We start from the raw sequence: 23,724 nt of genomic DNA on the forward strand, positions 1-23,724 counted from the left end.
GGACGCGGATCTACATCCTGCAAGGGTACCTGTTTTTCCTGAACGCGCAGACGATCTTGCGCCAAGCCGCCACTGACGTGGAAGCGACCGCCGATTTCCGTTTCCTGATTCTGGATTTCCGTGAATGTGTCGGACTGGACAGTTCCGCGCTGCTTGTCTTCCGCAAGATCGGGCAGTTCGCCGAGCAGGCGCGCTTCGACGTTCTGCTGGTCAATCTCGGCCCAATCGCTCATCAACAGATCGAACGTGACGGACTTCTCGTAGAGCCGCGAATACGGATCTTTCGCACCCGCGATGCGGCCATGCGGGCAGCGGAGACGGCTCTCTTGTCAGAGGCCGGGACCAGCGACGAAGGTGAAGCGACATCGTTTGCTCAGCACCTTGCCGATAGGCTCGGCTGCACGGTCGGGGCTGGCGAACTGGAACCGTATCTCAGTCTCCGCACTCTGGCGGCGGGCGAGGCGCTGATGCGTCAGGGTGAGCCTGCTGACGCTTTTTACTTCCTCGAACACGGCCTCATTTCCATCCGCTTGGAGATGCCCGGCCGCTCCAACCATCGTTTGCGCACGACCACAGCCGGCACTGTCATCGGCGAAATCGGCTTGGCCCAGGGGGGGCGGCGCACCGCCACGGCGATCGCCGAAAGCCCCTGCCGCACCGTCGGCATCGATCGGGCCGCTCTGGCCCGGATGGAGCGTGAACGCCCTGACCTGGCGCTGTACGTTCAACGTTTTCTCATTCTGGAACTGGCCGACAAGATTGTCGACACCAATCGGCTCCTCGAAGCGGAGCTCTCTTGAGTCAGTCAGGGGTGCTCATGAGACTTAACCCTGTCATGATCCTGCGGCCCCAAACAGGTTCGCGCCGTGCGCAGGTCTTTCCGGCACCTTGTGCCCGGAAAGAAGGGAAGAGCTGACAACCGCTCCACGAACGAAGGGATCGCGTCCGTCAAGCCGCTTGCTCGGACACGCACCCGCTGGGTGCCACTATTTCCAACGCAGCTTCGGGAGACGTCGCAGGGACAAGATCGTCGGTGAGCGTCGAGGTTCGAGTAATTCGAGGTGTCCCGGCGGGCCGAGAAGCAATCGGTGCTCTGACATGGCCGCGTCATCGGCCTCGATGTCACGAACCGTGACGGCGACCCGAACCGGCGCGCGCGCCCCCTCCTCGATGACCTCGCGTCCTGCCAGTATCCAGAGTACGGCAAACGCGATCAGGGAGAGCAGACCTATGAGGGTCGCGTTCCAGTTCGGCACTTCCTGCACCATCAGCACAACGAGGCCACCAACGGCGATTGCCGAAGCATATCCTCTGGTTGCGTGCGGATTCCTCGCCATGATTGATGATCGCCGAAAGAAATCGCTTTCTCGTGAAGCAATTTCATCAATTTGTTGCTGTCGCGAGCTGAATCAACAGCTTGAGTGCGGGTGCCGAAAACGCACGCTCTCAAGTCCGTCACGATCGGAATGCCATGTCGATGGATATGGTGCATGCCGAGCAGATCGTCCGCCGTCGCCACCGAGCCGATTGTACACAGAAGCATCGTCGAGCGCTGTAGGTAGGCACGAGAGATGTTGCGCCGGCCGGTTCTCGACTCTTCCAGCCCGGTGCGAAACACCCTGAAGACTTCCAGCCGGATTTCTGCGCTCGCCTCGACACCCCTGTGTTGTGCAGCTTGAACGACTAAGTTTCGCTTCTGAGATCATCGCTGGAGCACTTGAATAGACAGCGGGACCACTCTTGGCGATCTCGCGTATCGTCTTTACTGCGGCTGTAGATGTTCGGCCATGAAATCGACGAACGCACGTAGTCTGGGCGTGATCTGCCGGCTGGCCGGCCACAGGACATGGAACTGATCGGTCCCGGTCAACCACTCGTCCAGGATGGACACGAGACGGCCATCGGCGATTTCGTCGCGGATCGCGAAGGGCGGCAGACAGGCGATGCCCATTCCCTCGCTCGCCAGTTCGATCAGGGGGTCGACCGCTGTCGCGCTCATCCGCTCGGGCAAGACGGGCTTCCCCTGGCCTGAAGCACGCACAAAGGGCCAGGGCCGCAGCTTTCCGGTGTCCGGCGAACGCTGATGAAGACAGTGATGCTCGTGCAGGTCGTCAGGGGTGAGCGGCACTCCATATTGCGCCAAGTAGTTGGGTGACGCGACGATTTTCAGGCGGAACCGTCCGAGATGGCGGCTCATCAACAAGCTGTCAGAGGGGTGCCCGGTCCGAATGACGGCGTCGAACCCTTCCTCCACGACGTCCACCAGCCGGTCCGTGAAATCCAAGTCGAGTTGAACCTCGGGCCAAGTGCGCATGAAATGAGCCATCACCGGCGTCAGCAACATGCCGACCAGCGGGAGACTCACACGCAACCGGCCCCTCGGGGTTCGATTGGACCGGGCCAGCTCGGCTTCGGCCGCCTCGATCTCCTCGAAGATGCGGTGGCAGCGTTCCAGGAACAGTCGCCCTTCCTCGGTCAGGGTCATGTTGCGCGTGTTGCGATGGAACAGCCGCGCGTCCAGCCGTTGCTCGAGCCGTGCCACCGCCTTGCCGACTGCCGAGGCTGACAGGCCGAGCTTGCGGCCCGCCGCGACGAAGCTGCCGGTTTCAGCCGACTGCACGAAGGCATCGAACGCAGTGAGCTTGTCCATGTCGTCACGGTTAAGCGAATTTCCTTCCGCAGTCACCGGAACGCTGGCCCGTTTTTCCGCAACCGTCCGGTCGCTATCCCCTGGACCTAGCAAAACCAGGGAAGCGAACATGATCCCAGCCTTCACGATTCATCCGATCCCGACCACCTTCATCGTCAACGTAATTCACGTTCACCCTGGCAAGCAGATTCACGTTCACCCTGGCAAGCAGGAAGACGCGTTCCGGCTCATCCAGGATGTCGTTCACTATGTGGCCGAGCGGAAGCCCGGATTTCTATGCAGCAACCTTGCCAGGAGCACCGATGGACTGACCGTCGTGAATATCGAGGCGATATCAGATCCGAAAGATGTCGAGATTTTCTTCTCCGATCCGGTGTTCGTCGACAAGTTTCAGGCGCTCGAAACTGTTTCGTCCAGCGAGTTTCACACCTACACGGTGGGCGACCTTGTACTTCCGAGGGCTTCGGCATGACGGCGCGAGCCGATCGGCTGCCGATGGCCGGGCTATGTGCTCTGGCGGTCGCGGGCTTCGTCACGATCCTGACCGAGGCCCTGCCGGCCGGACTTCTTCCGCAGATCGGGGGATCGCTGGGGGTGAGCGAGGCCATGGCCGGCCAATGGATCAGTGTCTACGCCTTGGGATCGCTCCTCGCTGCGATTCCTTTGACGGCGGCGACGCGAAGCTGGCGCCGACGACCGCTTCTGCTTGGCTCCATCGTCGGGTTCATGATCGCCAACCTGATAACGGCCCTGACCGGGAGTTTCGCCGTCGCGATGGCGGCGCGTTTTGTCGGCGGGGTATCGGCCGGCCTGCTATGGGCGCTCCTCGCTGGCTATGCGGTTCGCATGGCACCGCCCCGTCTCGCGGGGCGAGCCATGGCCGTGGCGATGGCAGGAACGCCCGTGGCACTTTCTATCGGGGTACCTGCCGGTACGTTTCTGGGCATGCTCGCCGGCTGGCGGCTCACCTTCGGCCTGCTCAGCCTCATCGCGCTGCTACTGGTTGGCTGGATCATCGCAAAAGTTCCGGATTTCCCTGGCGAACCTGAAACGCAACGCCCATCGCTGACTCAAGTCTTTGCAGTGCCGGGCGTGCGGCCGGTACTGGCGGTGACGCTCTGCTTCGTGCTGGCCCATAATCTCCTCTACACCTACATCGCGCCCCTCCTGGCCGACTACCGCATGCCCGACCGGATCGACGATGTTCTACTGGTCTTCGGGGGGGCCGCACTCGTCAGTATCGGACTGACGGGCGTGCTGATCGACAGATGGCTGCGGGCTTTGCTTTTCGCCGCCATCGGATTGTTTATTGTTGCGGCCTTCACGCTTGCCGTTACGAGTGGAGCGTCCCTCGCGATCTATGGTGCCGTATTGATCTGGGGTCTGGCATTCGGCGGGTCGGCGACTGTTCTTCAGACCGCATCGGCACGTACGGCAGGCCCAGCGGCCGATGTGGCGCAGGCGATGATCGTCACGGCTTGGAATATCGCCATCTTCGGCGGAGCCGTCCTGGGCGGGATCATCCTCGAAACCGCCGGACCGAGCCGCTTGTCGTGGGCTGGAATCGCCCTGCTGGCCGGAGCCGTCGCAGCGGCATCGTGCATGGTGACCAAGCTGGAGCCGAACACATGACGGCGCCATCTTGGTCGCTGGGTGTGCCCCACTCAATCACGAAGGATCGTCGTGACTTTGCTGTTCAGCGTTCGTCGGCACGGCGAGAATGCCCAGCACGACCACGTGCATGTCCTCGACATGGCCGGACGTACCTTTTTGGATGACACCGTCGACGTCTCGATGGACGCGATCGTCAGACGGGACGATGTCGATAACGCAAGCCTGTATCGCCCACCGGTTAGATTTCTGAAGGAAACGCCAACGTCATCGGTGCCGGCAAGTTCTTATGAATAAGATTAGCCGTCACAGTTATGAGCGGCGGAGGAGCCGGTTTTTTCCGGCCTTCTCGATCACTCGGATTCTGTGATTGCGGATGTGATGAATTCCATCCTGCTTCGGTGGTGATACTGGGAGGCGGATTGGCAAGTGGTATTACCTGCGGCCCATTCGACGGGAACCAATATTGAGGCTCGGAATTATTCCTCCCGACACCGATCTTGGAGGGACGCCCCATGAAGTTTACTGCGATCGCCGGCGCGGCAATGGTTCTTGCTTTCACGGCCGGGACTACTCTGGCTGCACCATGCAATACCGGTTCAACCACCGATAAGAGCTCCAAGTCCGATACCGGCAGCAAGAACCTCGCTGGTGGCGAGCAGCCTGCATCCCCAGGCACTGTCGGTGCGATGAACAATGTCGGTGCCAATCAGGGCCTTGGCGATAAGCCGGGTGCGGGCGCTTCCGCCACTAAGGGAAATGAGGAGCCCGGCAGCAAGAATCTCGCAGGTGGCCAGCAGCCCGCCGCCCCGGGCACCGTTGGCGCAATGAACAATGCCGGCGAGAATCAGGCCGTCGGCAAGAAGGGCGACGATTGCTGATCGTCCATCCGCGATAATACCGACATCAGACCCGCCCGGTTCGCGCCGTGGCGGGTTTTTTGGTTGTCACTTGGTGACGCCGGGTCATGGCTCAACAGGTCTGTATCACGCTCGGCAACGCCACGAGGTCGCAAGTGGCCGAGATCCGGCGCCGGATCAGGTTCGCACGGTCTGCTCAGAGGGGCAGCATCCCGGTCGATGCGTGGACCCGACTGCCACCGAAGATGACCTGCTGCTGCAAAGGGGGGCGGGACAGGCCGTAGATGAGGCGTGGTTCGGCGAAGGCGCTGACGGTATCTAGAGCGGCACGATGCTCAGGCGATAGAGTCAGGTCGAGCGCCGCTACGTTGTCCGTCACCTGCGTTGGCCGGCTCACGCCCATCAGGGTCGAGGCCACGCCCGGCCGGCCTACGACCCATGCCAGGGCGATCCGTGCCGGGGGCTGCCCGATCTCGCTAGCGATCTGGCGTACCGCGTCCACGATGTCCCAATTGCGTGGCGTGAACAGGCTGTCCCCGAAGGGGTTGGCGCCATCGAGACGTCTGTCTTTGGCCGTCCGCTCCTGTCCAGCCTTGGCCGTGTCCGTTGGTAGCCCCGAGCCACGCGGGGAGCCCGCCTCGACGGAAGCACGTTCGTACTTGCCCGTGAGCAGACCGTAGGCGAGGGGAGACCAGGGCACTATCCCCATGCCGAACTCGGCGCCGAGCGGGATGTGCTCGTCCTCGATCTCCCGGTTCACGAGCGAGTAGAAATACTGCAACCCGATCGGTCCCGGCAGGCCACGCACGGAAGCGAGCGTCGCGAGCTTGGCTGCGTACCAGGCAGGAGTATTCGACAAGCCCCAGTAGCGGATCTTGCCCGACCGAACGAGGCCGGCCATCGTCTCGAGCAGTTCCTCCGCCGGCGTGAGTCCGTCCCAGACGTGCAGCCAGTACAGATCGACATAATCCGTTCCCAGGCGGCGAAGCGATCCGTCTATTGCGGCGTGGACATGCTTGGCACCGCAGCCACCCGCATGCGGTCCGTTCCCAGCGGCGAAACCCGACTTGGTGGAGAGAACGATTTGGTCGCGCAGGCCCCGCTCGGCGACGAAGCGGCCGAGCATCGTCTCGCTGGCGCCGCTTGCGTAGATGTCGGCTGTGTCGACGAAGTTGCCGCCTTGCGCGACATAGGCATCGAACACTGCGCGGCTGCCGTCTTCGTCGAGGCCCCAGCGTGCCGTGCCGAAGGTCATGGTGCCCAGCGCCAGGGGGCTCACGGCTAGGCCCGAGCGGCCGAGCGTCCGATAATACGTCAGATCCATTGTTGCACCTCGCTAATCACCGAGATGAGGATAGGGTCGTGGCAACCCGGCGATTAGCTCCGCTGGTCGGCATGGGTTTGTGAGCGGAATGCATCAATGCGGCGCGGGGATTTCGACGATCTGGCGGCCTTCGCGGCGGTGGCGCGCGCCTGTAGCTTCACCCGCGCGGCGGCCGAACTCGGCCTTTCGCCCTCGGCCCTCAGCCACGCGATTCGTGGATTGGAGACGCGTCTCGGTGTTCGCCTCCTCGCCCGCACGACGCGGAGTGTGGCCCCGACGCCAGCCGGCGACCGGCTCTTGCGCACGATCAACCCGGCGCTGGAAGAGATCGCTCGGGGACTCGCGGCGCTCGCCGACTGGCGGAGCGAGCCCTCGGGTACCATCCGGCTCACCACGTTTTCCTATGCCGCCCGCACGATCCTCGAACCGTCGCTTCCCCAATTCCTCCTCGACCATCCGGCGATCTCCGTCGAGGTTCTCGTCGACGACCGTCTCTCCGATCTGGTCGCTGCCAGCTTCGACGCAGGGATCCGCTTCGGCGAAGCCGTGGAAGGCGACATGGTGGCGGTGCGCGTCGGCCCCGATCTCCGCACGGTGGTCGTCGGCACGCCGGATTACTTCGCACGCCATCCTCGGCCCGAGACCCCGGCCGATCTGGAGCACCACAATTGCGTCAGCTACCGTCTGATTGGCGGAGGCGGTCTCCTGCCATGGGAGTTCGCTCGGGACCGACGCGACATACGCGTGCGCGCAGGCGGCCAGTTCATCGTCAATGATGGCGCGCTGGCAGCCTCCGCGATACGTGCGGGCGCGGGCCTCGGCTACATGCTGGAGACGGATGTCGTAGAGGATGTGGCGGCCGGCCGGTTGATCCAGGTGCTGGACGATTGGTGCCCGCCATTTCCAGGCTGTCATCTCTACTTTCCCAACCGCCAGATCTCGCCCGCGCTTCGGGCATTGGTCGATACGTTGCGGTGGAAGAATTCCGAACCACGCGACCCCGCGGAATGAGGGCGGTGCTGCCACGTCGCAGCGCCGGCCGGGGTCGGCTACGCGTTCTGCGCGGACAGCACATGAGCGACGATCGCGTTGGCGTGACCGTGACCCATTCCGTACTCTTCCTTCAGCATCGACACCAGTTCCATGTGCTTGGCGGGAAGTCGGTCTCTCACCAATCGCTGCCAGTCACCGATCGGGCGTCCGTACTTCTTCTCGATGGATGGAAAGTAAGACGCAGGTCCCTTGGTGGCCTCGGTAGACATGTGAGCGTTTTTCCCACGCATTGACCGGTATCAGCTTCACCAAAAATCGCCTGGATCGCAACCTCTTCGCATGAGTCGGCGCGGCGGCGGGACCGCAAATGCCGGTACGGATCGCCCGGAGCCCGTCGGATTCAGTGCCGGGCGTCCGATGGCGACCATGCACTGGTCCTGCCACGGGACCACCCTCGACATCCAAGACGGCACGAATCCTCATGCGATCCTTATAAGATCGTCCTCGCGTCCCTCTCGAACCCTAATGCGGTTCCGAGCCACATCGGAGGGCGAGCGCGACCGGTCACGGCACCGGCGCGCCGAACCGAAACGGACGCTCCATGCTCGATCTCACCTTCATTGCCCTGGGCCTCGGCTTCTTCGGCCTGGCCGCCGGCTATGCCGGCCTCTGCGAACGCCTCTGAGGCCCCCGCCATGACCCTCGACCTGATGCTGGGCGCCCTCGTGACCCTGGGGCTGCTCGGATACCTGACCTACGCCCTCGTCCGCCCCGAGCGGTTCTGAAGGAATTACCCGATGAGTCTCAACGGCTGGTTCCAGATCGCGCTGTTCTGCGCGGTCGTCGTCGCGCTTGCCCGTCCGCTTGGCGGCTACATGTCCCGTGTCTTCACGGGCGAGCGTACGCTGCTCTCGCCCGTGCTCTCACCCGTCGAGCGCGGACTCTACCGCGTCGCCGGCATCGATGCCGAGCAGGAGCAACACTGGCTGGCCTACGCGTCGGCGATGCTCGCCTTTCACGTCCTCGGCTTCCTGACCCTCTACGCGCTGCTGCGCGTCCAGGCGCTGCTGCCGTTCAACCCGGACGGACAAGCCGGCGTCGCGCCGGACCTCGCCTTCAACACCGCGACGAGCTTCGTCACCAACACCAACTGGCAATCCTATGGTGGCGAGACGACGCTGTCATACCTCACGCAGATGCTGGGCCTGACGCACCAGAACTTCCTTTCGGCAGCCACTGGTATCGCGCTCGCCGTCGCGCTCGTGCGTGGCTTTTCACGGGCCTCGGCGAAAACCGTGGGCTCGTTCTGGGTCGATTTGACTCGCACGACCCTCTACCTGCTGCTCCCGCTCTGCATGGTGCTGACGCTGTTCTACGTCTGGCAGGGCATTCCCCAGACGCTTTCCGGCGCCGTCGAGGCGACCACTCTGGAGGGCGCGAAGCAGACCCTCGCGGTCGGCCCCGTGGCGAGCCAGGTCGCCATCAAGATGCTGGGCACCAATGGCGGCGGCTTCTTCAACGCCAACGCCGCGCATCCTTTCGAGAACCCCACCGCGCTCTCGAACTTCGTTCAGATGATCTCGATCTTCGCCCTTGGTGCGGCGATGACCAATGTGTTCGGCCGCATGGTCGGTGACGAGCGCCAGGGTTGGGCCATCCTCGCCGCCATGGGCGCGCTGTTCCTGGCTGGAACCGCCATCGTCTACTGGGCCGAGAGCGCGGGCAGCCCCGTCCTCAACGGCCTCGGCCTCACCGGGGGCAACATGGAGGGCAAGGAGGTCCGCTTCGGGATTCTCGGCTCTTCACTATTCGCCGCCATTACCACGGCGGCCTCCTGTGGCGCGGTCAATGCGATGCATGACAGCTTCACGGCGCTCGGCGGCATGATCCCGCTGATCAACATGGAACTCGGCGAGATCATCGTCGGCGGCGTCGGTGCGGGTCTCTACGGCATCCTGGTCTTCGTCATCGTGACGATCTTCGTGGCCGGTCTCATGGTGGGCCGTACGCCGGAATATCTCGGCAAGAAGATCGAGGGCCGCGAGGTCAAGATGGCGATGCTCGCCATCCTGTGCCTGCCCCTGATGATGCTGGGCTTCACGGCGCTGGCCACCGTCGTCGCGGCCGGCCTCGCGGGGCCCGCCAATGCCGGACCGCACGGCTTTTCGGAGATCCTCTACGCCTTCACCTCGGCGGCGGCCAATAACGGCTCCGCTTTCGGTGGGCTCACGGCCAACACGACCTTCTACAACACCACCCTCGGCCTCGGCATGCTGTTCGGTCGCTTCTTCGTCATCATTCCGGCGCTGGCCATCGCGGGATCGCTGGCGGCCAAGAAGACCGTGCCGGCCTCGGCCGGGACATTCCCGACCCATGGCGGCCTGTTCGTCGGACTGCTGGTGGGTGTGATCCTCATCGTTGGTGGACTGACCTTCTTCCCGGCGCTCGCTCTCGGACCGGTGGTGGAGCACCTCGCCGGCGGCCTCGGGCAGACATTTCCGGCGGGGGGCTGAGATGCATCGCTTGTCGCTTACCCACTCCGCGCCGAAACGATCCGTCGTCCGCCGGGCGCTCGCCCTGCACCGACCCCGTCCCCCGACCTGGAGCCGGGTTCAACGAGACCGCCACGACCTCCGCATTTCGGATGTGATCCTCGGCATGCTCGGCCTGATCCTCCTCGGCGCCCTCTGCATCATGGCGGGTGCCGACCTTCTGACCCGCGCGCTGGCACCCTGAGCTCCGCTCGACGGCGCCGCCCCCAAATGCCTCCCCATCGGACACCCGCAATGGCCCGCCCAAACTCCTCCAGCCTGTTCAGCGCCGCCCTCGTCGGGCCGGCACTCCTTGGTGCCCTGACCAAGCTCGATCCCCGCAGGATGATCCGCAACCCGGTCATGTTCGTGGTCGAGGTCGTGGCTGCCCTGACCACGATCCTCTTCGCTCGCGACGTTCTCACCGGCGGGGCCAACCTCGCCTTTTCCGGTCAGATCATCCTGTGGCTCTGGTTCACCCTAATCTTCGCCAATTTCGCCGAAGCCCTCGCGGAGGGGCGTGGTAAAGCGCAGGCGGACAGCCTGCGCCGCACCCGGACCGAGATGACGGCCAAGCGCCTCACCGGCTCCGGCCGCGAGATCGAGACCGTTCCGGGCACGTCCCTCAAGGTCGGCGACGTGGTGCTGGTGGAGGCGGGGGATCTGATCCCATCCGACGGCGAGGTCATAGCCGGCGTCGCCTCCGTCAACGAGGCCGCCATCACCGGCGAATCCGCCCCGGTCATCCGCGAATCCGGCGGCGACCGCTCGGCCGTCACCGGGGGCACTCAGGTGCTCTCCGACGAGATCCGCGTGCGCATCACCGCTGCCGCCGGCTCGACCTTCGTCGACCGCATGATCGCCCTGGTGGAGGGCGCCTCCCGCCAGAAGACCCCCAACGAGATCGCGCTCAACATCCTGCTCGCCGGCCTGACCCTCATCTTTCTATTCGCAGTGGCGAGCATCCCGAGTTTCGCGAGCTATGCCGGCGGCGCGATCCCGGTCATCGTTCTCGTCGCGCTGTTCGTCACGCTGATCCCGACGACGATCGGCGCGCTCCTCTCGGCCATCGGCATCGCCGGGATGGACCGGCTGGTCCGGTTCAACGTCCTCGCCATGTCGGGCCGCGCCGTGGAGGCGGCCGGCGACGTCGATACCCTACTCCTCGACAAGACCGGGACCATCACTCTGGGCAACCGGCAAGCCACCGAGTTCCGACCCGTGCACGGTGTCTCCGAGCAGGATCTGGCGGACGCCGCCCAGCTCGCTTCGCTGGCCGATGAAACTCCCGAGGGCCGTTCCATCGTGGTGCTGGCCAAGGACAAGTACGGCATCCGCGCCCGCGACATGGGAAGCCTGAACGCCACCTTCGTGCCCTTCACCGCCCAAACGCGAATGAGCGGCGTCGATGTCGACGGTTCCTCGATCCGCAAGGGCGCGGTGGAGTCGATCATCGCCTCGGTGAGCCCTCAGCCCGTGGCCGCGCGCGGATCGAACACCGCCCTGGCCTACGCCCCCGGACCCGCCACCGACATCGTGCGTGAGATCCAGGCCATTGCCGACGATGTCGCGAAGGCCGGCGGGACACCGCTCGCTGTGGCACGCGACGGGCAGCTGCTCGGCGTCGTTTACCTGAAGGACATCGTGAAGGGCGGCATTCGCGAGCGCTTCGCCGAGTTGCGCCAGATGGGCATCCGAACGGTGATGATCACCGGCGACAACCCGATGACGGCGGCGGCCATCGCGGCCGAGGCCGGCGTGGACGATTTCCTGGCCCAGGCCACGCCAGAGGACAAGCTGGCCCTGATCCGCAAGGAACAGTCCCAGGGCAAGCTCGTGGCCATGTGCGGCGACGGCACCAACGACGCCCCGGCGCTTGCCCAGGCCGATGTCGGCGTGGCCATGAATACCGGCACGGTGGCGGCCCGCGAAGCCGGCAACATGGTCGACCTCGATTCCGATCCGACCAAGCTCATCGAGATCGTCGGCATCGGCAAGCAACTGCTGATGACGCGGGGCGCGCTGACCACGTTCTCCATCGCCAACGACGTCGCCAAGTACTTCGCCATCATCCCGGGGATGTTCCTCGTACTCTACCCGCAGCTTGGGGCGCTCAACATCATGCGGCTGGCCTCGCCCGAGAGCGCGATCCTGTCGGCGATCATCTTCAACGCGCTCATCATCGTCGTGCTGATCCCGCTGGCGCTGCGCGGCGTGTCCTACCGGGCGGTGGGGGCCGGCGCACTTCTGCGGCGCAACCTCCTGATCTACGGCCTCGGCGGTATCCTGGTGCCGTTCATCGGCATCAAGGCCATCGATCTCGCCATCACCGCGCTTCACCTCGTCTGATCTCCCCGCACCTCGTCCGAGCCGCCAAGCCAACTCACGACAGGCATACGTCCATGTTGACCCAGCTTCGCCCCGTTTTCGTCCTGCTGATCGCCCTGACGGCACTTACGGGGCTCGCCTATCCCCTCGCGATGACCGGCCTCGCGGGGGCGATCTTCCCGGCGAAAGCCGCCGGGAGCCTGATCGAGCGCGACGGCAGGATCGTCGGCTCCAGCCTGATCGGACAGTCTTTCACCGGTACGGGGTATTTTCACGGTCGGCCCTCGGCGACGAGCGCCGCCGACCCGGCCGATTCCACCAAGACTGTCCCGTCGCCCTACAATGCCGCGAATTCCTCGGGCTCGAACCTCGGTCCGACGAGCGCCGTCCTGGCGGAACGGGTCAAGGGTGACCTCGACGCTCTGAAGGCCGGGAATCCCGGCCGGCCCGTACCGGTCGATCTCGTCACTGCAAGCGGTTCGGGCCTCGATCCGGACATCTCGCCGGACGCGGCCCAGTTCCAGGTTCCCCGCGTCGCCAGGGAGCGCGGCCTGTCGGAGGACAGGGTGCGCTCCCTCGTGGAGGCTCAGATCCAGGGCCGGCTCGTCGGCATCCTCGGCGAGCCGCGCGTGAACGTCCTTGCCCTCAACCTCGCCCTGGACGATCTGAAGCCAAGATAATCTTGCCGCGTCATTCTTTCCGCATGTCGGGCCGCCCATGCTGAAGCCTCATCGCGATCCGGACCGTCCCTCGCCCGAAGCGCTGCTCGAGGCCGTCCGCCGGGAAGAGGGACATCGCGGCCGCCTTAAGGTGTTCCTCGGGGCGGCTCCTGGCGTCGGCAAGACCTACGAGATGCTGACCGTCGGACGTGCTCGGCTCAAGGCCGGGACGGACGTCGTCGTTGGCGTGGTCGAGACACATGGCCGGTCCGAGACCGAGACTCTCGTCGAGGGCTTCGAGGTGATGGCCCGGCATTCCATCGCGTATCACGGCACGATGCTGGATGAGATGGACCTCGACGCCTTGCTCCTGCGTCGGCCCGCCCTGGCCCTCGTGGACGAGCTCGCCCACACCAACGCGCCCGGCTCGCGCCATCCCAAGCGCTACCAGGACGTCGAGGAACTCCTCGACGCCGGCATCGACGTCTACACCACTCTTAACATCCAGCATGTCGAGAGCCTCAACGACGTCGTCGCCCAGATCACCCGCATCCGCGTGCGGGAAACCGTGCCGGACGGTGTCTTGGACCGGGCCGACGACATCGAGGTGGTCGATCTCAGCCCCGACGACCTGATCCAGCGTCTGCGCGACGGCAAAGTCTACGTGAAGGGGAACGCCGAGCGCGCGCTGAAACACTACTTTTCCCGGGGCAATCTCACGGCCCTGCGGGAACTCGCGCTCCGCCGCACCGCCGACCGGGTCGATGACGAACTTCTCAGCCACATGCGGGCCAATGCCATCGCGGGTCCGTGGGGCGCGGGCGAACGGGTCCTCGTCTGTATCAGTGAGGATCCGCGCTCGGCCGGCCTAGTGCGCCACGCCAAACGTCTCGCGGACCGGCTGCATGCGCCCTGGACCGCCATCACGGTCGAGGGCCCTCGAACCCTCTCCCTCGACGAGGCCGCGCGCGACCGCATCGCCGACACCCTGCGCCTCGCCGACCGCCTCGGCGGCGATGCCGTGACGATCCCGGGTGGCCGTCGTGTCGCCGACGACATCCTCGCCTATGCCCGCTCGGCGAACGTCAACCACATCATTCTCGGCAAGGCCGACCGCTCGCCCTTGTTCGAGCTGTTCCACGGCTCGGTGGTGCACGATATCGTCCGGCGCTCCGGCACGATCAGTATCCACGTCATCGCCGGCGAGGCGATCGAGGCGGGTCCGGTTCTGCCGAAGACGGTGGCGACGGCCCCGGCCGTGCGTGCCTTCAGTCCCGGTCACTATGTCCTTGCCCTGAGCGCCACAGCTTTAGGGCTCGGACTCGCGCTCGTTTTGCAGCCCTATCTCGGCGTCGAGAATGCCGACCTCATCCTGCTGACCGCGGTGGTGGCGGTGGCGGTGCGCCTCGGGCTGGGGCCGTCGCTGGCCGCGGTGCTGGCCGCCTCTCTCTCCTACAACTTCTTTTTTCTCCCGCCGGTCTACACACTCACCATCGCCGACCCGACCAACGTCGCCGCGTTCCTGCTCTTTACGGTGGTGGCCGTGGTGGTCTCGAACCTCGCCTCGCAGACCCGCCGGGAGGCCAGGGTCTCGCAAGGGCGTGCCCGTGCAACGGAGCGACTCTACGGTTTCAGCCGCAAGCTCGCCGGCTGCGGAACCCTCGACGACGTGCTCTGGGCCACCTCGGCCCAGATCGCCGCCATGCTCAAGGTCCGCGTCGTGCTCCTGTTGCCCGAGAACGACGTCGTCTCGGTGCGCGCCGGCTTCCCACCCGAGGACAGGCTGGATGCGGCCGATTTCGGCGCGGCGAAATGGGCCTTCGACAACGAAAGGCCGGCGGGACGCGGCGCCGACACCCTGCCGGGCGCCAGGCGGCTCTTCCTGCCGATGCGCACGGGGCGCGGCATCGTCGGCGTGATCGGCCTCGATGCGGATCGCATCGGCCCCATCCTCACCCCGGAGGAACGACGCCTGTTCGACACTTTGGCCGATATGGCGGCGCTCGCCATCGAGCGCGTCCGCCTCGTGGAGGATCTCGACCGCGCCGAGCGCGCCGCCGAGACCGACCGCCTGCGCCAGGCACTGCTCACCTCGATCTCGCACGATCTGCGCACGCCGCTCGCTTCGGTGCTGGGGGCGGCCACGACCCTGCGCGACCTCGATGGGGCTTTGGCCCACGAGGCCAAGGCCGACCTGCTCACGACCGTCATCGCGGAATCGGAGCGTCTGAACCGCTTCATCGTCAACCTCCTCGACATGACACGGCTCGAGGCGGGGGCGGTCGCCGCCAACCTCACCCTGCAGGATGTCGCCGAGATCGTGGACACGGCCCTGCGTCGCCTCGGGCCCATTCTGGCCGGACACCGTGTCGTGCTGGATCTGCCGGCGGGTTTGCCAGCCCTGCGCCTCGACCCCGTCCTGTTCGAGCAGGTGCTGGTCAACCTCCTCGACAACGCCGCCAAATATGCCCCGGAGGAGTCCACCGTCACCGTCCGGGGCTCGGCCGAGGGTGGGCGGGTCCACCTCGCGGTGCTCGACGAGGGCGACGGCCTGCCTGAGGCCGATGTCGAGCGCGTGTTCGACAAGTTCTATCGCGTCCGTAAAGGCGACAGCGTAAGGGCGGGAACGGGGCTCGGCCTCGCCATCGCACGCGGTTTCGTCGAGGCCATGGGTGGCACATTGACGGCGGGAAACCGCCGTGACCGCCTCGGCGCGATCTTCACCATCGTCCTGCCGGTGCCCGGACACAGCCGGGCGGATCTCGCCGCATGAGCCTGAACATCCTCGTCATCGACGACGAACCGCCGATCCGCAAATTGCTGCGCATGGGGCTCGCGACCCAGGGCTACGCGATCTTGGAGGCGCCGAACGCCCGCATCGCCCTCGACCTCCTGGCCAAAGATGCGATCGACCTCATCATCCTCGACCTCGGGCTGCCGGACATGCGGGGGCACGACCTCTTGCGCCGCATCCGCGAAGACCATCGCGACCTGCCGGTGGTCGTCCTATCGAGCCGCGACGACGAGCCCGGCAAGGTCGAGGCCCTCGATCTCGGGGCTGACGATTACGTGACGAAGCCCTTCGGCATGGGCGAACTCCTCGCCCGCATCCGCGCGGCCCTGCGCCATCAGCTCGCCGTCCAGGGCGAGCGCGCCCTGTTCGAGGTCGATGGCCTCAGCGTCGATCTCGTGCGCCGCATCGTCCGGGTGCGCGGAGCGGAAGTGAAGCTCACCCCGCGCGAGTACGATTTCCTGCGCGTGCTGATCCAGCATGCCGGCAAGGCGCTCACCCACGCCCAACTCATGAAGGAGGTTTCGACCTCGTCGGACCCGCAATACCTGCGTGTCTACATGCGCCAGCTTCGCCTCAAGCTGGAGGCCGATCCCGAGCGGCCGCGCATCCTCCTCACCGAGACCGGAATCGGCTACCGCCTGCGCGCGCCGGAGGACGATGTCCGGACCTGACATGCCCAGACGCAAGCACCCACGGCTGCATGGGCGATGGGCATGCGTCGCCAACTTCACCTTTCGCCATGCATCGAAATCCGGGGATTCGCGTTCATGGACCGACCTGACAAAGGCGGGCGTGGTGAAGCGCGCGCCTTCATCGAGAGGAACCGTCCGGACCTATGGAGCGCGATTGCGTCGTTATCGGCATCCACGGTCTCGCGAATAAACCACCCGCAGATGAGAAAACGCGATGGTGGAAGGCGGCCATCGACGAGGGCCTCGTTCGCAACGAAGGCATCGCCGATCCCCACTTCGCGTTCGATTTCGTCTACTGGGCCGATCTTCGCTACGACGCGCCGCTGTCCGGGGATGGCAACCGCGAGCCATACCGGCCTTACGAGGGGACGGGACCTCTGCCACGCGGGGAGACCGCGCCGACGCTCACCACCAACGCCATGTTGGCGCCGGTCTATGCCGGGATCGACGCCGTCGAGGAGGCGACCGGCGTGACTCTCGTTGACGATGTCATTCTCGAACATCGCTTCGACGACCTCTGGCACTATCACGCCGAACAGGACTTCGCCCGTCGGGTTCGTACGCGGCTGATCGAACGCCTGAAGGCGTTCGGCGCCCATCGCATCTTTCTTGTCGCCCATTCGATGGGGTCGGTCATCGCCTACGACGTCTTGCGGATGCTGGAACGGGACGAACCCTCATTGAGGATCGACCACCTCGTCACGGCGGCGTCGCCATTGGGCCTGGCGAAGGTGAAGCTCAAATTCGAGGCCGAGCACGACACATTACGCGTGCCGAACAACGTCGCGGCTTGGACGAACCTCGCCGATGGAGAAGACGTCGTCGCCATCATGGGTGATCTGGCGACGGACTACTCACCAAACGAGACCGGCATCCGCATTGACGACCGGAGAGTCATGAATGCGTACCGGCGTCCCGGCGGGGAGCCGAACCACCATAAATCCTACGGCTACCTTCGCACGCCCGAATTTTCAGCCATCGTCTCGAATTTCGTTTCGCGTGAGCAACGGCCCGTCAGGAGCGCGGAATCCATCTGAAAGCAGGGGGGATCGTCGCCGATCCGCCCCCAGGGTGCACTTTCGAAGCCTGGGTCTCTGCTGCAGGCGACGGGCGCCGCTCAGCGGCACGGCTCCGCCGCGGTCTCGCTCCAGCTCCGCAATGGGAAGGCTCGGTCATAGCCGAGATTGAAGAGGAAGGCGTAGACCACGTAGAAAGCCGCGATCGCGAGATCCATGAAGAAGGCTTGCGCGAGGCCGATCCCGAGATACCAGGCGATCGGCGGCAGCAGGATCATGAGCAGACCTGCCTCGAACAGAACGGCGTGCCCCACCCGCAGGGGGAGGCTCTTTCGCGTGTGACCGGCGAGCCGTTGCATGGCTCGATCGAAACCGAGATTGTAGACGTAGTTCCAGGCCGTTGCGATCACGGCGCTGCCCACGCCGATCATGCCCATATCGGAGGCGTGCAATCCGAACAGCACGGTGCCGAACGGGATGATCAGCGCGAGCCCGAACATCTCGAACAGGAGGGCGTGGCGGATACGGTCGCGTGTGCTGCGCATGGTCATACCTTGAACAATCTCGTTGGTTGACCGCTTCCTATCTGCGATACCCAGATCATCAAGTTAGTATGTATCTCGGATCCAGATAGATGGCCGTCTCGCTCGACCAGCTTCAGGCCTTCGTGGCAGCGGCCGAGGCCGGGTCCTTCTCCGGCGCAGCCCGGACATTGCGCAAGGCGCAGTCGGCCATCAGCACCCAGGTGGCGAACCTGGAGACGGATCTGGGCGTGGCGTTATTCAGCCGGGCGGGCAGGAACCCGGTGCTCACACCGGCGGGAGAGCGGCTGCTGCTCGAAGCGCGCGTGGTGCTCGACAGGCGGGAGCATCTCATCGGCGTGGCGAGCAGCCTGGAGCGGCGGGTGGAGAACCGGCTGGTGGTCGCCATCGACGAACTCTACCCCGAACATGCGCTCGGCGCCCTCTTCGCCGATTTCGCGCGGCATTTCCCCTTCGTAGAACTGGAACTGCTCTTCCCGCTGATGGAGGACGTCAGCCGCATGGTTCAATCCGGCGCCGCCGATCTCGGTGTCATGTGGCGCCAGGAGGTCCTGCCCACGGAACTGGGCTTCCAGACCATCGGCTGGGTACCGCTCAAGCTCGTCTGCGGATGCGATCACCCGCTGGCGAAAGCACGCGTGGAGTGGGAGGAACTGAAGCGCCACCGCCAGATCCTCGTCGCCGCGCGCAGCGACGGGCCGGAAAAGCGCCGCCTGCGGGTGGCCGCCGAGGTCTGGTGGGTGGAGAGCCACTGGGTGATCCTCGAACTGGTAAAACACGGGATCGGCTGGGCCTTCGTCACCGACCACGTCATCGCGGCATCGCAGACCGCGCCGTACCTCGTCACGCCGGACCTGCAATTCGACAAGGGCGATTGGCCGATCGCCCTGGAACTGGTCTGGCACAAGCAGCGCCCCTGCGGCCCCGCTGCGGCGTGGCTGCGCGAGCGCTTCGCAGCGGAAAGGGTCGGCACCCTGTCTGACGGTGGCCAAGCAGGCTGAGGGCCGGAAAGCGAAATCGTCCCGGTGGAGGACGCCTTCCCATCACGAAAGCGATCAGCCCTTCATGAGCGGAAAGCGGACCGGTGGCATGAGATGGGTCAAGGCCGTTCCCATGCCGCGCGGACCGGGCCGGCCGCATTGTCCGGCTTCGCATCACCGATGAAGATCACCACCGGACCGTGATCGGCCCGGCGCGGATCGTAGAAATCGAGCAGGTTCGGGTGAAGGCGCTGGATATAGTCCGGGCGCACGCCTTCCCGTCGTAGCAGGTGGTCGATGACGACCTGATCGCCGTGCACGGCGTTCGGGACCGGTCCGCATGACCCCGCCTCCATCCAGCGCGCAGGGTCCGCTGCAAAGGCGGTGGAGAGGAAATCCAGTTCGCCGCCCTCCCAGCGCATCAGGGCGCTGGAGAGACGGCCCTTGTGGAAATAATCCTCCATCGCGGCCAATCCCGGCGAGGCGAGGGCTTCGGCCGGCCCGGTGAAGACGGTGTCGAGATCGCACAAAACCGTCGTTCCCCGCGTCAGGCCGGGACGAAACGCCTCCATCTTTGCCCACCATGCCGGCCAATCGTGCCTAAGCGCCACGCGCTCCACGCCGGTCACGTCGAGGGGAAGGTCCGTGAGACAGAGTATCGTGTCGAAGGCTGGGGCGTGGCGGCGCACGCCGCGAGCGAGGCGCTCGACCCAGCTCGCGTCGTAACGGCCGCCGCCCTTCAGGACGGTGATGAGCGTGGTCATGTGGGAAACTCGGTCTTGTGAGAAGCCCGGCCCAGGGATGGGCGGTTCATGTGGAGGTGTGCAGTCGGAGCCGCCCGGCCGCCTCGGCCTCTGCGAACCACGCGCGCTCGGCGGCCCAGGGATGGCCGGGCCAGCCGGCAAAGCCGAAGCCATAGGCATCGACCGGCTCGGATTGTGGTCGCCGGCCGAGGATGAGCGCCAGCGTCACGAGGAATCCGGTGCTGGGGTTCGGCCGTCCCGTGGTGCCAGGCGCGAGGCGACGCCGCCCCTCGCGGTGCAGATCGTCGGACAGCACGTGGACTGGTTTGCCGAGGGGAGCCAGCAAGGCCAGCACCTCGCGGGTCCAGCACATCTGTTCAGGCTGGTTCTCCTCTGCGGCGAGCATCGGGAATGGCAGGATGAACGCATCTGCCCACCGGACGACGGGGCGATCGAGGAAGCCCGGGTCGGCCAGCCATTCGCGCATCTGTCCGCCGCGATTGACCAGGGCGAGGTGCGTGACCCGGGAGCCGGTGCTCCCGCCGAAACCCGCCGCGTTGTTGAAGCGCACGACAGAGGCGGCGGCGTCGATGGCGGCGGCGGCCTCGATTCCCGGCGCGTTGCCGACGATGGCGAGCGGCGAATCCGGTAACCGCAGCACGTCGTGGGAGAGGGGGGAGTCGACCTGGGTGTTCACTTGCGGCAGGGGTACGAGGAACAGCGGAGGTATGGCGTCGGACCCGCGCGGCAAGGTGCGAGCGGGGAGGGGGACCGATGATGCGTCGATGCTTTGTCTGTGGCGCCGCCATGCTGCAGCCGACCGACCGGCACCTCATCTATCCGGGTGGACGCCGCCGCGCCTTTCCGCTCGCCTGCGCGTCCTGCGGCCTTTTGCTGGTCGCGGATGCAGACCCTCAGCGATGCCGCGCGGATCTCGCCGAGCGCCTTTCGGGCACGAGCTTCCTTCCCGACCCGGAGGGCGGCTACGGGTTGGATCTCTACACCCTGCGCAGTGCCGCGACCGGCTTCGGCCTCGGCGTTCGTGGGCTCGACGACGAGGGTCGGACCGACCTTCGACGCCCCCATAGCGACCGTGCCGCGCGGGCGGACCTCTACGCCCTAGACGGGGCGGCGGGAGTGCCGGTCTCTCTGGGCCTGCTCTGCCGGCCGCCCGAGCTCGACGCCGTCCTGGCTAACGTGGCGAGCCATGCGGGCTGGACCGACGATGTCGTGATCCTGCTCGACGCGCCGGGGCATCCGCCGCGAGCCGTGCCCACGGCCGGATTTCCACCGAGTGCCGTGCGGGTGGGCGCCCGGCCCATGGACGGTGATTTCAGTACGCAGCGCAACGTCCTTCAGGATCTCGCCCGCAATCCCTGGGTGCTACAGCTCGATGCCGACGAGAGCCTCACTGCCGATTCCGGCCAGCTTCTTCCGGCGCTGGCTGCCATGGCGGAGGCGGACGACGTCCTCTCCGTCGGCTTGGCGCGCCGGAACCGTGTCGACGGCATCCTCTCGGACGTCTACCCGGACGTGCAGTATCGGCTCAATCGCAAGTCCGTTCGCTATGCGGGCCGCGTGCATGAGCGGCCGGTCCTCGACGGCGGCTGGCCACGCAGCTTCATCGCCCTGCACGGGGTGATCGAGCACCGTCTGAGCCGGGTCCATGTCCTGGCTCGCTCACGGCGCTACGAGAGCCTGGACCCGGGACGCGGACGTCCCGAGGAGGAGGCCTCGCTGCTGCAGCCCTACCGGGAGTGAGGCCGCGCTGACCCGTGGGCCTGGGCCGCCGCGATGGCCCGAGCATAGAGGTCGAGGGTCTCTCTGGCGAGCACCTCCCGGCTGAAGCGGCCAGCCGCCGCCAGTGCGTTGGTCCGATAAGTGCGGCGCAGAGCCGGATCGGCCAGCAGCGGACGAAGGGCATCGGCCAGGGCCGGGCCGGTAGCCTCCTTGGCCAGCGGCCCGGCGCCGGGCCCGCCTACGAACCTGCGCGCGCTCGCGTCCTGCGCACAGGCCACCACCGGCCGGCCATAGGCGAGGGCCTCCTGATAGACGAGGCCGAAGCTCTCGTAGCGCGAGGGGGCGAGCACTGCGTGCGCCTCGGCATAGGCGTCGGCGAGGTCTTCCGCGGGCACCCGGCCGCGTGCGCGAATGCAGGCCCGCGCCGCTTCAGGGATGTCGGCCGGGAGATCCGTTGCCGGCACGCCGACGACATCGAGCACGAAGGCGGGCACGGCGCCGCGCCTCGCTTCCTCGGCCAGGATCGCGACCGCATCGAGAAGCGCGTCGAAGCCTTTCCGTGCTTCTGCCCGGCCGACGAAGAGCAGGCGTGCCGGCCCTTCATCCTCCGGGTATGGCGCGCCGCGCGCCGCTGCCGCGATCTCCGGCGGCAGGCTGAGGCCGATCACTGCCTCCGGTTGTCGGCCGGACAGGCCGTAGGCTCGGGCGATCACGGCCCCGTGCTCGACGGTGTTGGCGATCAACCCGGCGCTGCCGCATGCCTGGTGGCGTTCCAGGGCATCGGCGGCTCTTCCGTCCAGGTCATCGCGCAACGAGCCGGCGGGTGGGCGCGAGAAAGCGGCGGGCGTCGAGCTGCGCGTCACCAGCGGCAGGTCTCGGCGGCCGGTCAGCAGCGCGGCGGGGGCATACCAGTTCGTTGCCTCCACGACGTCGAAGGGAGCTCGGGCATGGTCGGCGAGGATGGTATGGCGGAAGGCCAGCGGTGCGGCGAGGTGCCCGGCCGAACCCCAGCGGCGCAGGCGGGCCAGAGCGCCGTCCGGCGGCAGGCCAATCCCCGCAACCGTCACGCCCTCGACCCGTTCGCGGCCGACGCGGTCGAGGGTGAAGACCGTGACGTCGACGCCGGCCTCGGCGAGGCTTTCGGCGATCTCCCGGGCGGCGGTCGAGAGGCCGCTCGGTGCCGGCGGATAATCCCATGTGAGGAGCGCGACGCGCATCAGGCAGCAAGCAGTCGGCGATAGATGGCGAGGTAATCGGCCGCCATGCGCTCGGCGGTGAAGCGCGCCTCGAAGCGGCGGCGGATGACGGCGCGGTCGAGGCGGCCGATCCGGCCCAGGGCCTCCACCGCCTCGGCCTCGGAGGAGACGACGAAGCCGGTCACGCCGTCCTCGACGATCTCCGGCACCGAGCCACGGTTCCAGGCGATCACTGGCGTACCACAGGCCATCGCCTCGATCATCACGAGGCCGAAGGGCTCGGGCCAGTCGATGGGAAAAAGCAGAGCCCGCGCGCTTACCAGGAGATCCGCCTTCCGGGAATCGTCCACGGGGCCGAGATAGGTCGCGTCCTCGCCGAGGAGCGGGCGCACGTGGCGTTCGAAATAGTCGGGGTTGCCGACGTCGATCGTGCCGCCGAGCCGGATCGGCACGCCGGCGGCGCGCGCGACACGGATGGCGGTGTCCGGCCGCTTCTGGTCGGTCATCCGACCCACGAAGGCGACATGGTCGCCGGGCTGCGTCTGCAGGCCGTAGCGGTCTCGCGCGATGCCGTGATGGACGATACCGGCGCGGTTCGAGGCCGGAATACCCGCCTCTTGTGCCGCCGAGATCGCCGCCACCGGTAGGTCGGGAAACCCCGCGAAGAACAGCGCTCGGTCGAGCTCGTCCACCCGCCAGTGGATCGTGGTCAGGCTGTGCCGCCGGCGGGTTCCGAGGAGCGCCGCATGCGCGAACTCGCCATGGCAATGGATGATGTCGAACTCGTCCATCCTCAGCCGCAGCGCCTCCAATTGCAGTGCGTCGAGCGCCGCCGGGACGCCGGGTGCAACGCGACCGTGACGGCTTTCGAGGGCCGCCAGACTGGGATGGTCGCCGATGCGTGGTAAGTCTGTCGCACTGTCGGACGGCGCGAACAGCGTTATTTCGACGCTGAGGTTTCGTAGTGCCGTGCTGAGGTCATGAATGACCCGCTCCGTGCCACCGTGATGCTCGGGAGGAACAGGGAAAATGTTCGGGGCGACTTGGGCGACGCGAATCACGGAG

Annotated in this window: 25 protein-coding genes; 16 read left to right on the top strand and 9 right to left on the bottom strand. The window is 66.1% G+C overall.

The genetic code is table 11. The features are described from left to right. Nucleotides 1-8 precede the first annotated feature (8 nt). Nucleotides 9-800: a cyclic nucleotide-binding domain-containing protein gene (locus tag ASF32_RS02770; RefSeq protein WP_348271028.1), complete on the top strand. Its 792-nt coding sequence runs from the start codon at nucleotides 9-11 to the stop codon at nucleotides 798-800. 467 nt (nucleotides 801-1,267) lie between these two features. Here ASF32_RS02770 and ASF32_RS25035 read toward each other — a convergent pair whose 3' ends face one another. Further along, nucleotides 1,268-1,618, bottom strand: coding sequence for a hypothetical protein (locus tag ASF32_RS25035; protein ID WP_156467656.1), 351 nt, complete (start codon nucleotides 1,616-1,618; stop codon nucleotides 1,268-1,270). 144 nt (nucleotides 1,619-1,762) lie between these two features. Then, nucleotides 1,763-2,650: a LysR family transcriptional regulator gene (locus tag ASF32_RS02780; RefSeq protein ID WP_056423433.1), complete on the bottom strand. Its 888-nt coding sequence runs from the start codon at nucleotides 2,648-2,650 to the stop codon at nucleotides 1,763-1,765. Nucleotides 2,651-2,759: 109 nt separating this feature from the next. Between ASF32_RS02780 and ASF32_RS02785 the strand changes: the two genes are divergently transcribed. From ASF32_RS02785 to ASF32_RS02800, 4 genes are all read left to right on the top strand, one after another. Continuing rightward, nucleotides 2,760-3,122, top strand: a complete 363-nt coding sequence (locus tag ASF32_RS02785) for an antibiotic biosynthesis monooxygenase (RefSeq protein WP_056423437.1) — start codon at nucleotides 2,760-2,762, stop codon at nucleotides 3,120-3,122. Beyond that, nucleotides 3,119-4,282, top strand: a complete 1,164-nt coding sequence (locus ASF32_RS02790; protein WP_056423439.1) for an MFS transporter — start codon at nucleotides 3,119-3,121, stop codon at nucleotides 4,280-4,282. The genes ASF32_RS02785 and ASF32_RS02790 overlap by 4 nt, the downstream gene beginning before the upstream one ends. A 51-nt stretch (nucleotides 4,283-4,333) precedes the next feature. Beyond that, entirely contained in the window at nucleotides 4,334-4,558 is a 225-nt protein-coding gene (locus tag ASF32_RS02795) for a hypothetical protein (RefSeq protein WP_056423442.1), read from the top strand. 218 nt (nucleotides 4,559-4,776) lie between these two features. Further along, a complete protein-coding gene (locus tag ASF32_RS02800; RefSeq protein WP_056423446.1) occupies nucleotides 4,777-5,142 on the top strand; it encodes a hypothetical protein in 366 nt (121 codons plus the stop codon). Nucleotides 5,143-5,317: 175 nt separating this feature from the next. On the opposite strand, the gene ASF32_RS02805 is transcribed toward ASF32_RS02800, so the two are convergent. Then, nucleotides 5,318-6,445 carry an aldo/keto reductase gene (locus ASF32_RS02805; protein ID WP_056423449.1) on the bottom strand — a complete coding sequence of 376 codons (1,128 nt, stop codon included), beginning with the start codon at nucleotides 6,443-6,445 and terminating at the stop codon, nucleotides 5,318-5,320. A 96-nt stretch (nucleotides 6,446-6,541) separates the two neighbouring features. Between ASF32_RS02805 and ASF32_RS02810 the strand changes: the two genes are divergently transcribed. Beyond that, nucleotides 6,542-7,456, top strand: coding sequence for a LysR family transcriptional regulator (locus tag ASF32_RS02810; RefSeq protein ID WP_056423451.1), 915 nt, complete (start codon nucleotides 6,542-6,544; stop codon nucleotides 7,454-7,456). A 38-nt stretch (nucleotides 7,457-7,494) separates the two neighbouring features. Here the strand turns inward: ASF32_RS02810 and ASF32_RS02815 are convergent, their stop codons facing one another. After that, entirely contained in the window at nucleotides 7,495-7,707 is a 213-nt protein-coding gene (locus tag ASF32_RS02815) for a DUF4287 domain-containing protein (RefSeq protein ID WP_056423454.1), read from the bottom strand. Nucleotides 7,708-8,133: 426 nt separating this feature from the next. Here ASF32_RS02815 and ASF32_RS02820 point away from each other — a divergent pair, with 426 nt between their 5' ends. The 8 genes from ASF32_RS02820 to ASF32_RS02850 all read left to right on the top strand — a co-directional run bounded on the left by ASF32_RS02820 (nucleotide 8,134) and on the right by ASF32_RS02850 (nucleotide 17,479). Continuing rightward, nucleotides 8,134-8,223, top strand: coding sequence for a K(+)-transporting ATPase subunit F (locus ASF32_RS02820; RefSeq protein ID WP_056423457.1), 90 nt, complete (start codon nucleotides 8,134-8,136; stop codon nucleotides 8,221-8,223). 12 nt (nucleotides 8,224-8,235) lie between these two features. After that, nucleotides 8,236-9,951, top strand: a complete 1,716-nt coding sequence (kdpA, locus tag ASF32_RS02825; RefSeq protein ID WP_056423461.1) for a potassium-transporting ATPase subunit KdpA — start codon at nucleotides 8,236-8,238, stop codon at nucleotides 9,949-9,951. Between the two features lie 10 nt (nucleotides 9,952-9,961). After that, nucleotides 9,962-10,174, top strand: a complete 213-nt coding sequence (locus tag ASF32_RS25040; protein WP_156467657.1) for a hypothetical protein — start codon at nucleotides 9,962-9,964, stop codon at nucleotides 10,172-10,174. A 50-nt stretch (nucleotides 10,175-10,224) separates the two neighbouring features. Further along, nucleotides 10,225-12,318 (top strand): potassium-transporting ATPase subunit KdpB, encoded by a 2,094-nt coding sequence (gene kdpB, locus ASF32_RS02830; protein WP_056423464.1) that lies wholly within the window; start codon nucleotides 10,225-10,227, stop codon nucleotides 12,316-12,318. A gap of 53 nt (nucleotides 12,319-12,371) precedes the next feature. Then, nucleotides 12,372-12,977 (top strand): K(+)-transporting ATPase subunit C, encoded by a 606-nt coding sequence (locus tag ASF32_RS02835; RefSeq protein ID WP_056423466.1) that lies wholly within the window; start codon nucleotides 12,372-12,374, stop codon nucleotides 12,975-12,977. A gap of 37 nt (nucleotides 12,978-13,014) precedes the next feature. After that, nucleotides 13,015-15,729 carry a sensor histidine kinase KdpD gene (locus ASF32_RS02840; protein ID WP_056423470.1) on the top strand — a complete coding sequence of 905 codons (2,715 nt, stop codon included), beginning with the start codon at nucleotides 13,015-13,017 and terminating at the stop codon, nucleotides 15,727-15,729. Beyond that, on the top strand, nucleotides 15,726-16,421 hold the full coding sequence (locus ASF32_RS02845) for a response regulator transcription factor (protein WP_056423473.1): 696 nt from the start codon (nucleotides 15,726-15,728) through the stop codon (nucleotides 16,419-16,421). Before ASF32_RS02840 ends, ASF32_RS02845 begins: the two co-directional genes overlap by 4 nt. 164 nt (nucleotides 16,422-16,585) lie before the next feature. Next, nucleotides 16,586-17,479, top strand: a complete 894-nt coding sequence (locus ASF32_RS02850; RefSeq protein WP_056423476.1) for a hypothetical protein — start codon at nucleotides 16,586-16,588, stop codon at nucleotides 17,477-17,479. Nucleotides 17,480-17,559: 80 nt separating this feature from the next. Here the strand turns inward: ASF32_RS02850 and ASF32_RS02855 are convergent, their stop codons facing one another. Further along, a complete protein-coding gene (locus ASF32_RS02855; protein ID WP_056423715.1) occupies nucleotides 17,560-18,003 on the bottom strand; it encodes a PACE efflux transporter in 444 nt (147 codons plus the stop codon). A gap of 89 nt (nucleotides 18,004-18,092) precedes the next feature. Here ASF32_RS02855 and ASF32_RS02860 point away from each other — a divergent pair, with 89 nt between their 5' ends. Beyond that, entirely contained in the window at nucleotides 18,093-19,001 is a 909-nt protein-coding gene (locus tag ASF32_RS02860) for a LysR family transcriptional regulator (RefSeq protein ID WP_056423479.1), read from the top strand. A 98-nt stretch (nucleotides 19,002-19,099) separates the two neighbouring features. On the opposite strand, the gene ASF32_RS02865 is transcribed toward ASF32_RS02860, so the two are convergent. Both ASF32_RS02865 and ASF32_RS02870 read right to left on the bottom strand, forming a co-directional pair. Beyond that, entirely contained in the window at nucleotides 19,100-19,744 is a 645-nt protein-coding gene (locus tag ASF32_RS02865; protein ID WP_056423482.1) for a hypothetical protein, read from the bottom strand. Between the two features lie 46 nt (nucleotides 19,745-19,790). Continuing rightward, complete coding sequence (locus tag ASF32_RS02870) at nucleotides 19,791-20,420, bottom strand: hypothetical protein (RefSeq protein ID WP_056423717.1); 630 nt, start codon at nucleotides 20,418-20,420, stop codon at nucleotides 19,791-19,793. Between the two features lie 80 nt (nucleotides 20,421-20,500). On the opposite strand from ASF32_RS02870, the gene ASF32_RS02875 reads away from it, so the two are divergent. Beyond that, entirely contained in the window at nucleotides 20,501-21,484 is a 984-nt protein-coding gene (locus tag ASF32_RS02875) for a hypothetical protein (protein WP_056423719.1), read from the top strand. Here the strand turns inward: ASF32_RS02875 and ASF32_RS02880 are convergent. Both ASF32_RS02880 and ASF32_RS02885 read right to left on the bottom strand, forming a co-directional pair. Continuing rightward, a complete protein-coding gene (locus ASF32_RS02880) occupies nucleotides 21,472-22,680 on the bottom strand; it encodes a glycosyltransferase family 4 protein (RefSeq protein WP_056423485.1) in 1,209 nt (402 codons plus the stop codon). The two genes, ASF32_RS02875 and ASF32_RS02880, sit on opposite strands and share 13 nt — an antisense overlap. After that, the gene (locus ASF32_RS02885; RefSeq protein WP_056423487.1) at nucleotides 22,680-23,720 is read right to left on the bottom strand and encodes a glycosyltransferase family 4 protein; all 1,041 of its coding nucleotides are present in this window, start codon (nucleotides 23,718-23,720) and stop codon (nucleotides 22,680-22,682) included. The genes ASF32_RS02880 and ASF32_RS02885 overlap by 1 nt, the downstream gene beginning before the upstream one ends. Nucleotides 23,721-23,724: the final 4 nt, after the last annotated feature.

Source organism: Methylobacterium sp. Leaf91, from assembly GCF_001422815.1.
Lineage (GTDB): Bacteria > Pseudomonadota > Alphaproteobacteria > Rhizobiales > Beijerinckiaceae > Methylobacterium.

Excerpts from the sequence above, each read along its gene's own strand:
- ASF32_RS02780 (WP_056423433.1), bottom strand. The coding sequence starts at position 2,650 with ATGGACAAGCTCACTGCGTTCGATGCCTTCGTGCAGTCGGCTGAAACC.
- ASF32_RS02785 (WP_056423437.1), top strand. The coding sequence starts at position 2,760 with ATGATCCCAGCCTTCACGATTCATCCGATCCCGACCACCTTCATCGTC.
- ASF32_RS02790 (WP_056423439.1), top strand. The coding sequence starts at position 3,119 with ATGACGGCGCGAGCCGATCGGCTGCCGATGGCCGGGCTATGTGCTCTG.
- ASF32_RS02800 (WP_056423446.1), top strand. The coding sequence starts at position 4,777 with ATGAAGTTTACTGCGATCGCCGGCGCGGCAATGGTTCTTGCTTTCACG.
- ASF32_RS02805 (WP_056423449.1), bottom strand. The coding sequence starts at position 6,445 with ATGGATCTGACGTATTATCGGACGCTCGGCCGCTCGGGCCTAGCCGTG.
- ASF32_RS02810 (WP_056423451.1), top strand. The coding sequence starts at position 6,542 with ATGCGGCGCGGGGATTTCGACGATCTGGCGGCCTTCGCGGCGGTGGCG.
- ASF32_RS02815 (WP_056423454.1), bottom strand. The coding sequence starts at position 7,707 with ATGTCTACCGAGGCCACCAAGGGACCTGCGTCTTACTTTCCATCCATC.
- ASF32_RS02820 (WP_056423457.1), top strand. The coding sequence starts at position 8,134 with ATGACCCTCGACCTGATGCTGGGCGCCCTCGTGACCCTGGGGCTGCTC.
- kdpA (WP_056423461.1), top strand. The coding sequence starts at position 8,236 with ATGAGTCTCAACGGCTGGTTCCAGATCGCGCTGTTCTGCGCGGTCGTC.
- kdpB (WP_056423464.1), top strand. The coding sequence starts at position 10,225 with ATGGCCCGCCCAAACTCCTCCAGCCTGTTCAGCGCCGCCCTCGTCGGG.
- ASF32_RS02835 (WP_056423466.1), top strand. The coding sequence starts at position 12,372 with ATGTTGACCCAGCTTCGCCCCGTTTTCGTCCTGCTGATCGCCCTGACG.
- ASF32_RS02840 (WP_056423470.1), top strand. The coding sequence starts at position 13,015 with ATGCTGAAGCCTCATCGCGATCCGGACCGTCCCTCGCCCGAAGCGCTG.
- ASF32_RS02845 (WP_056423473.1), top strand. The coding sequence starts at position 15,726 with ATGAGCCTGAACATCCTCGTCATCGACGACGAACCGCCGATCCGCAAA.
- ASF32_RS02850 (WP_056423476.1), top strand. The coding sequence starts at position 16,586 with ATGGAGCGCGATTGCGTCGTTATCGGCATCCACGGTCTCGCGAATAAA.
- ASF32_RS02855 (WP_056423715.1), bottom strand. The coding sequence starts at position 18,003 with ATGCGCAGCACACGCGACCGTATCCGCCACGCCCTCCTGTTCGAGATG.
- ASF32_RS02860 (WP_056423479.1), top strand. The coding sequence starts at position 18,093 with ATGGCCGTCTCGCTCGACCAGCTTCAGGCCTTCGTGGCAGCGGCCGAG.
- ASF32_RS02865 (WP_056423482.1), bottom strand. The coding sequence starts at position 19,744 with ATGACCACGCTCATCACCGTCCTGAAGGGCGGCGGCCGTTACGACGCG.
- ASF32_RS02875 (WP_056423719.1), top strand. The coding sequence starts at position 20,501 with ATGCGTCGATGCTTTGTCTGTGGCGCCGCCATGCTGCAGCCGACCGAC.
- ASF32_RS02880 (WP_056423485.1), bottom strand. The coding sequence starts at position 22,680 with ATGCGCGTCGCGCTCCTCACATGGGATTATCCGCCGGCACCGAGCGGC.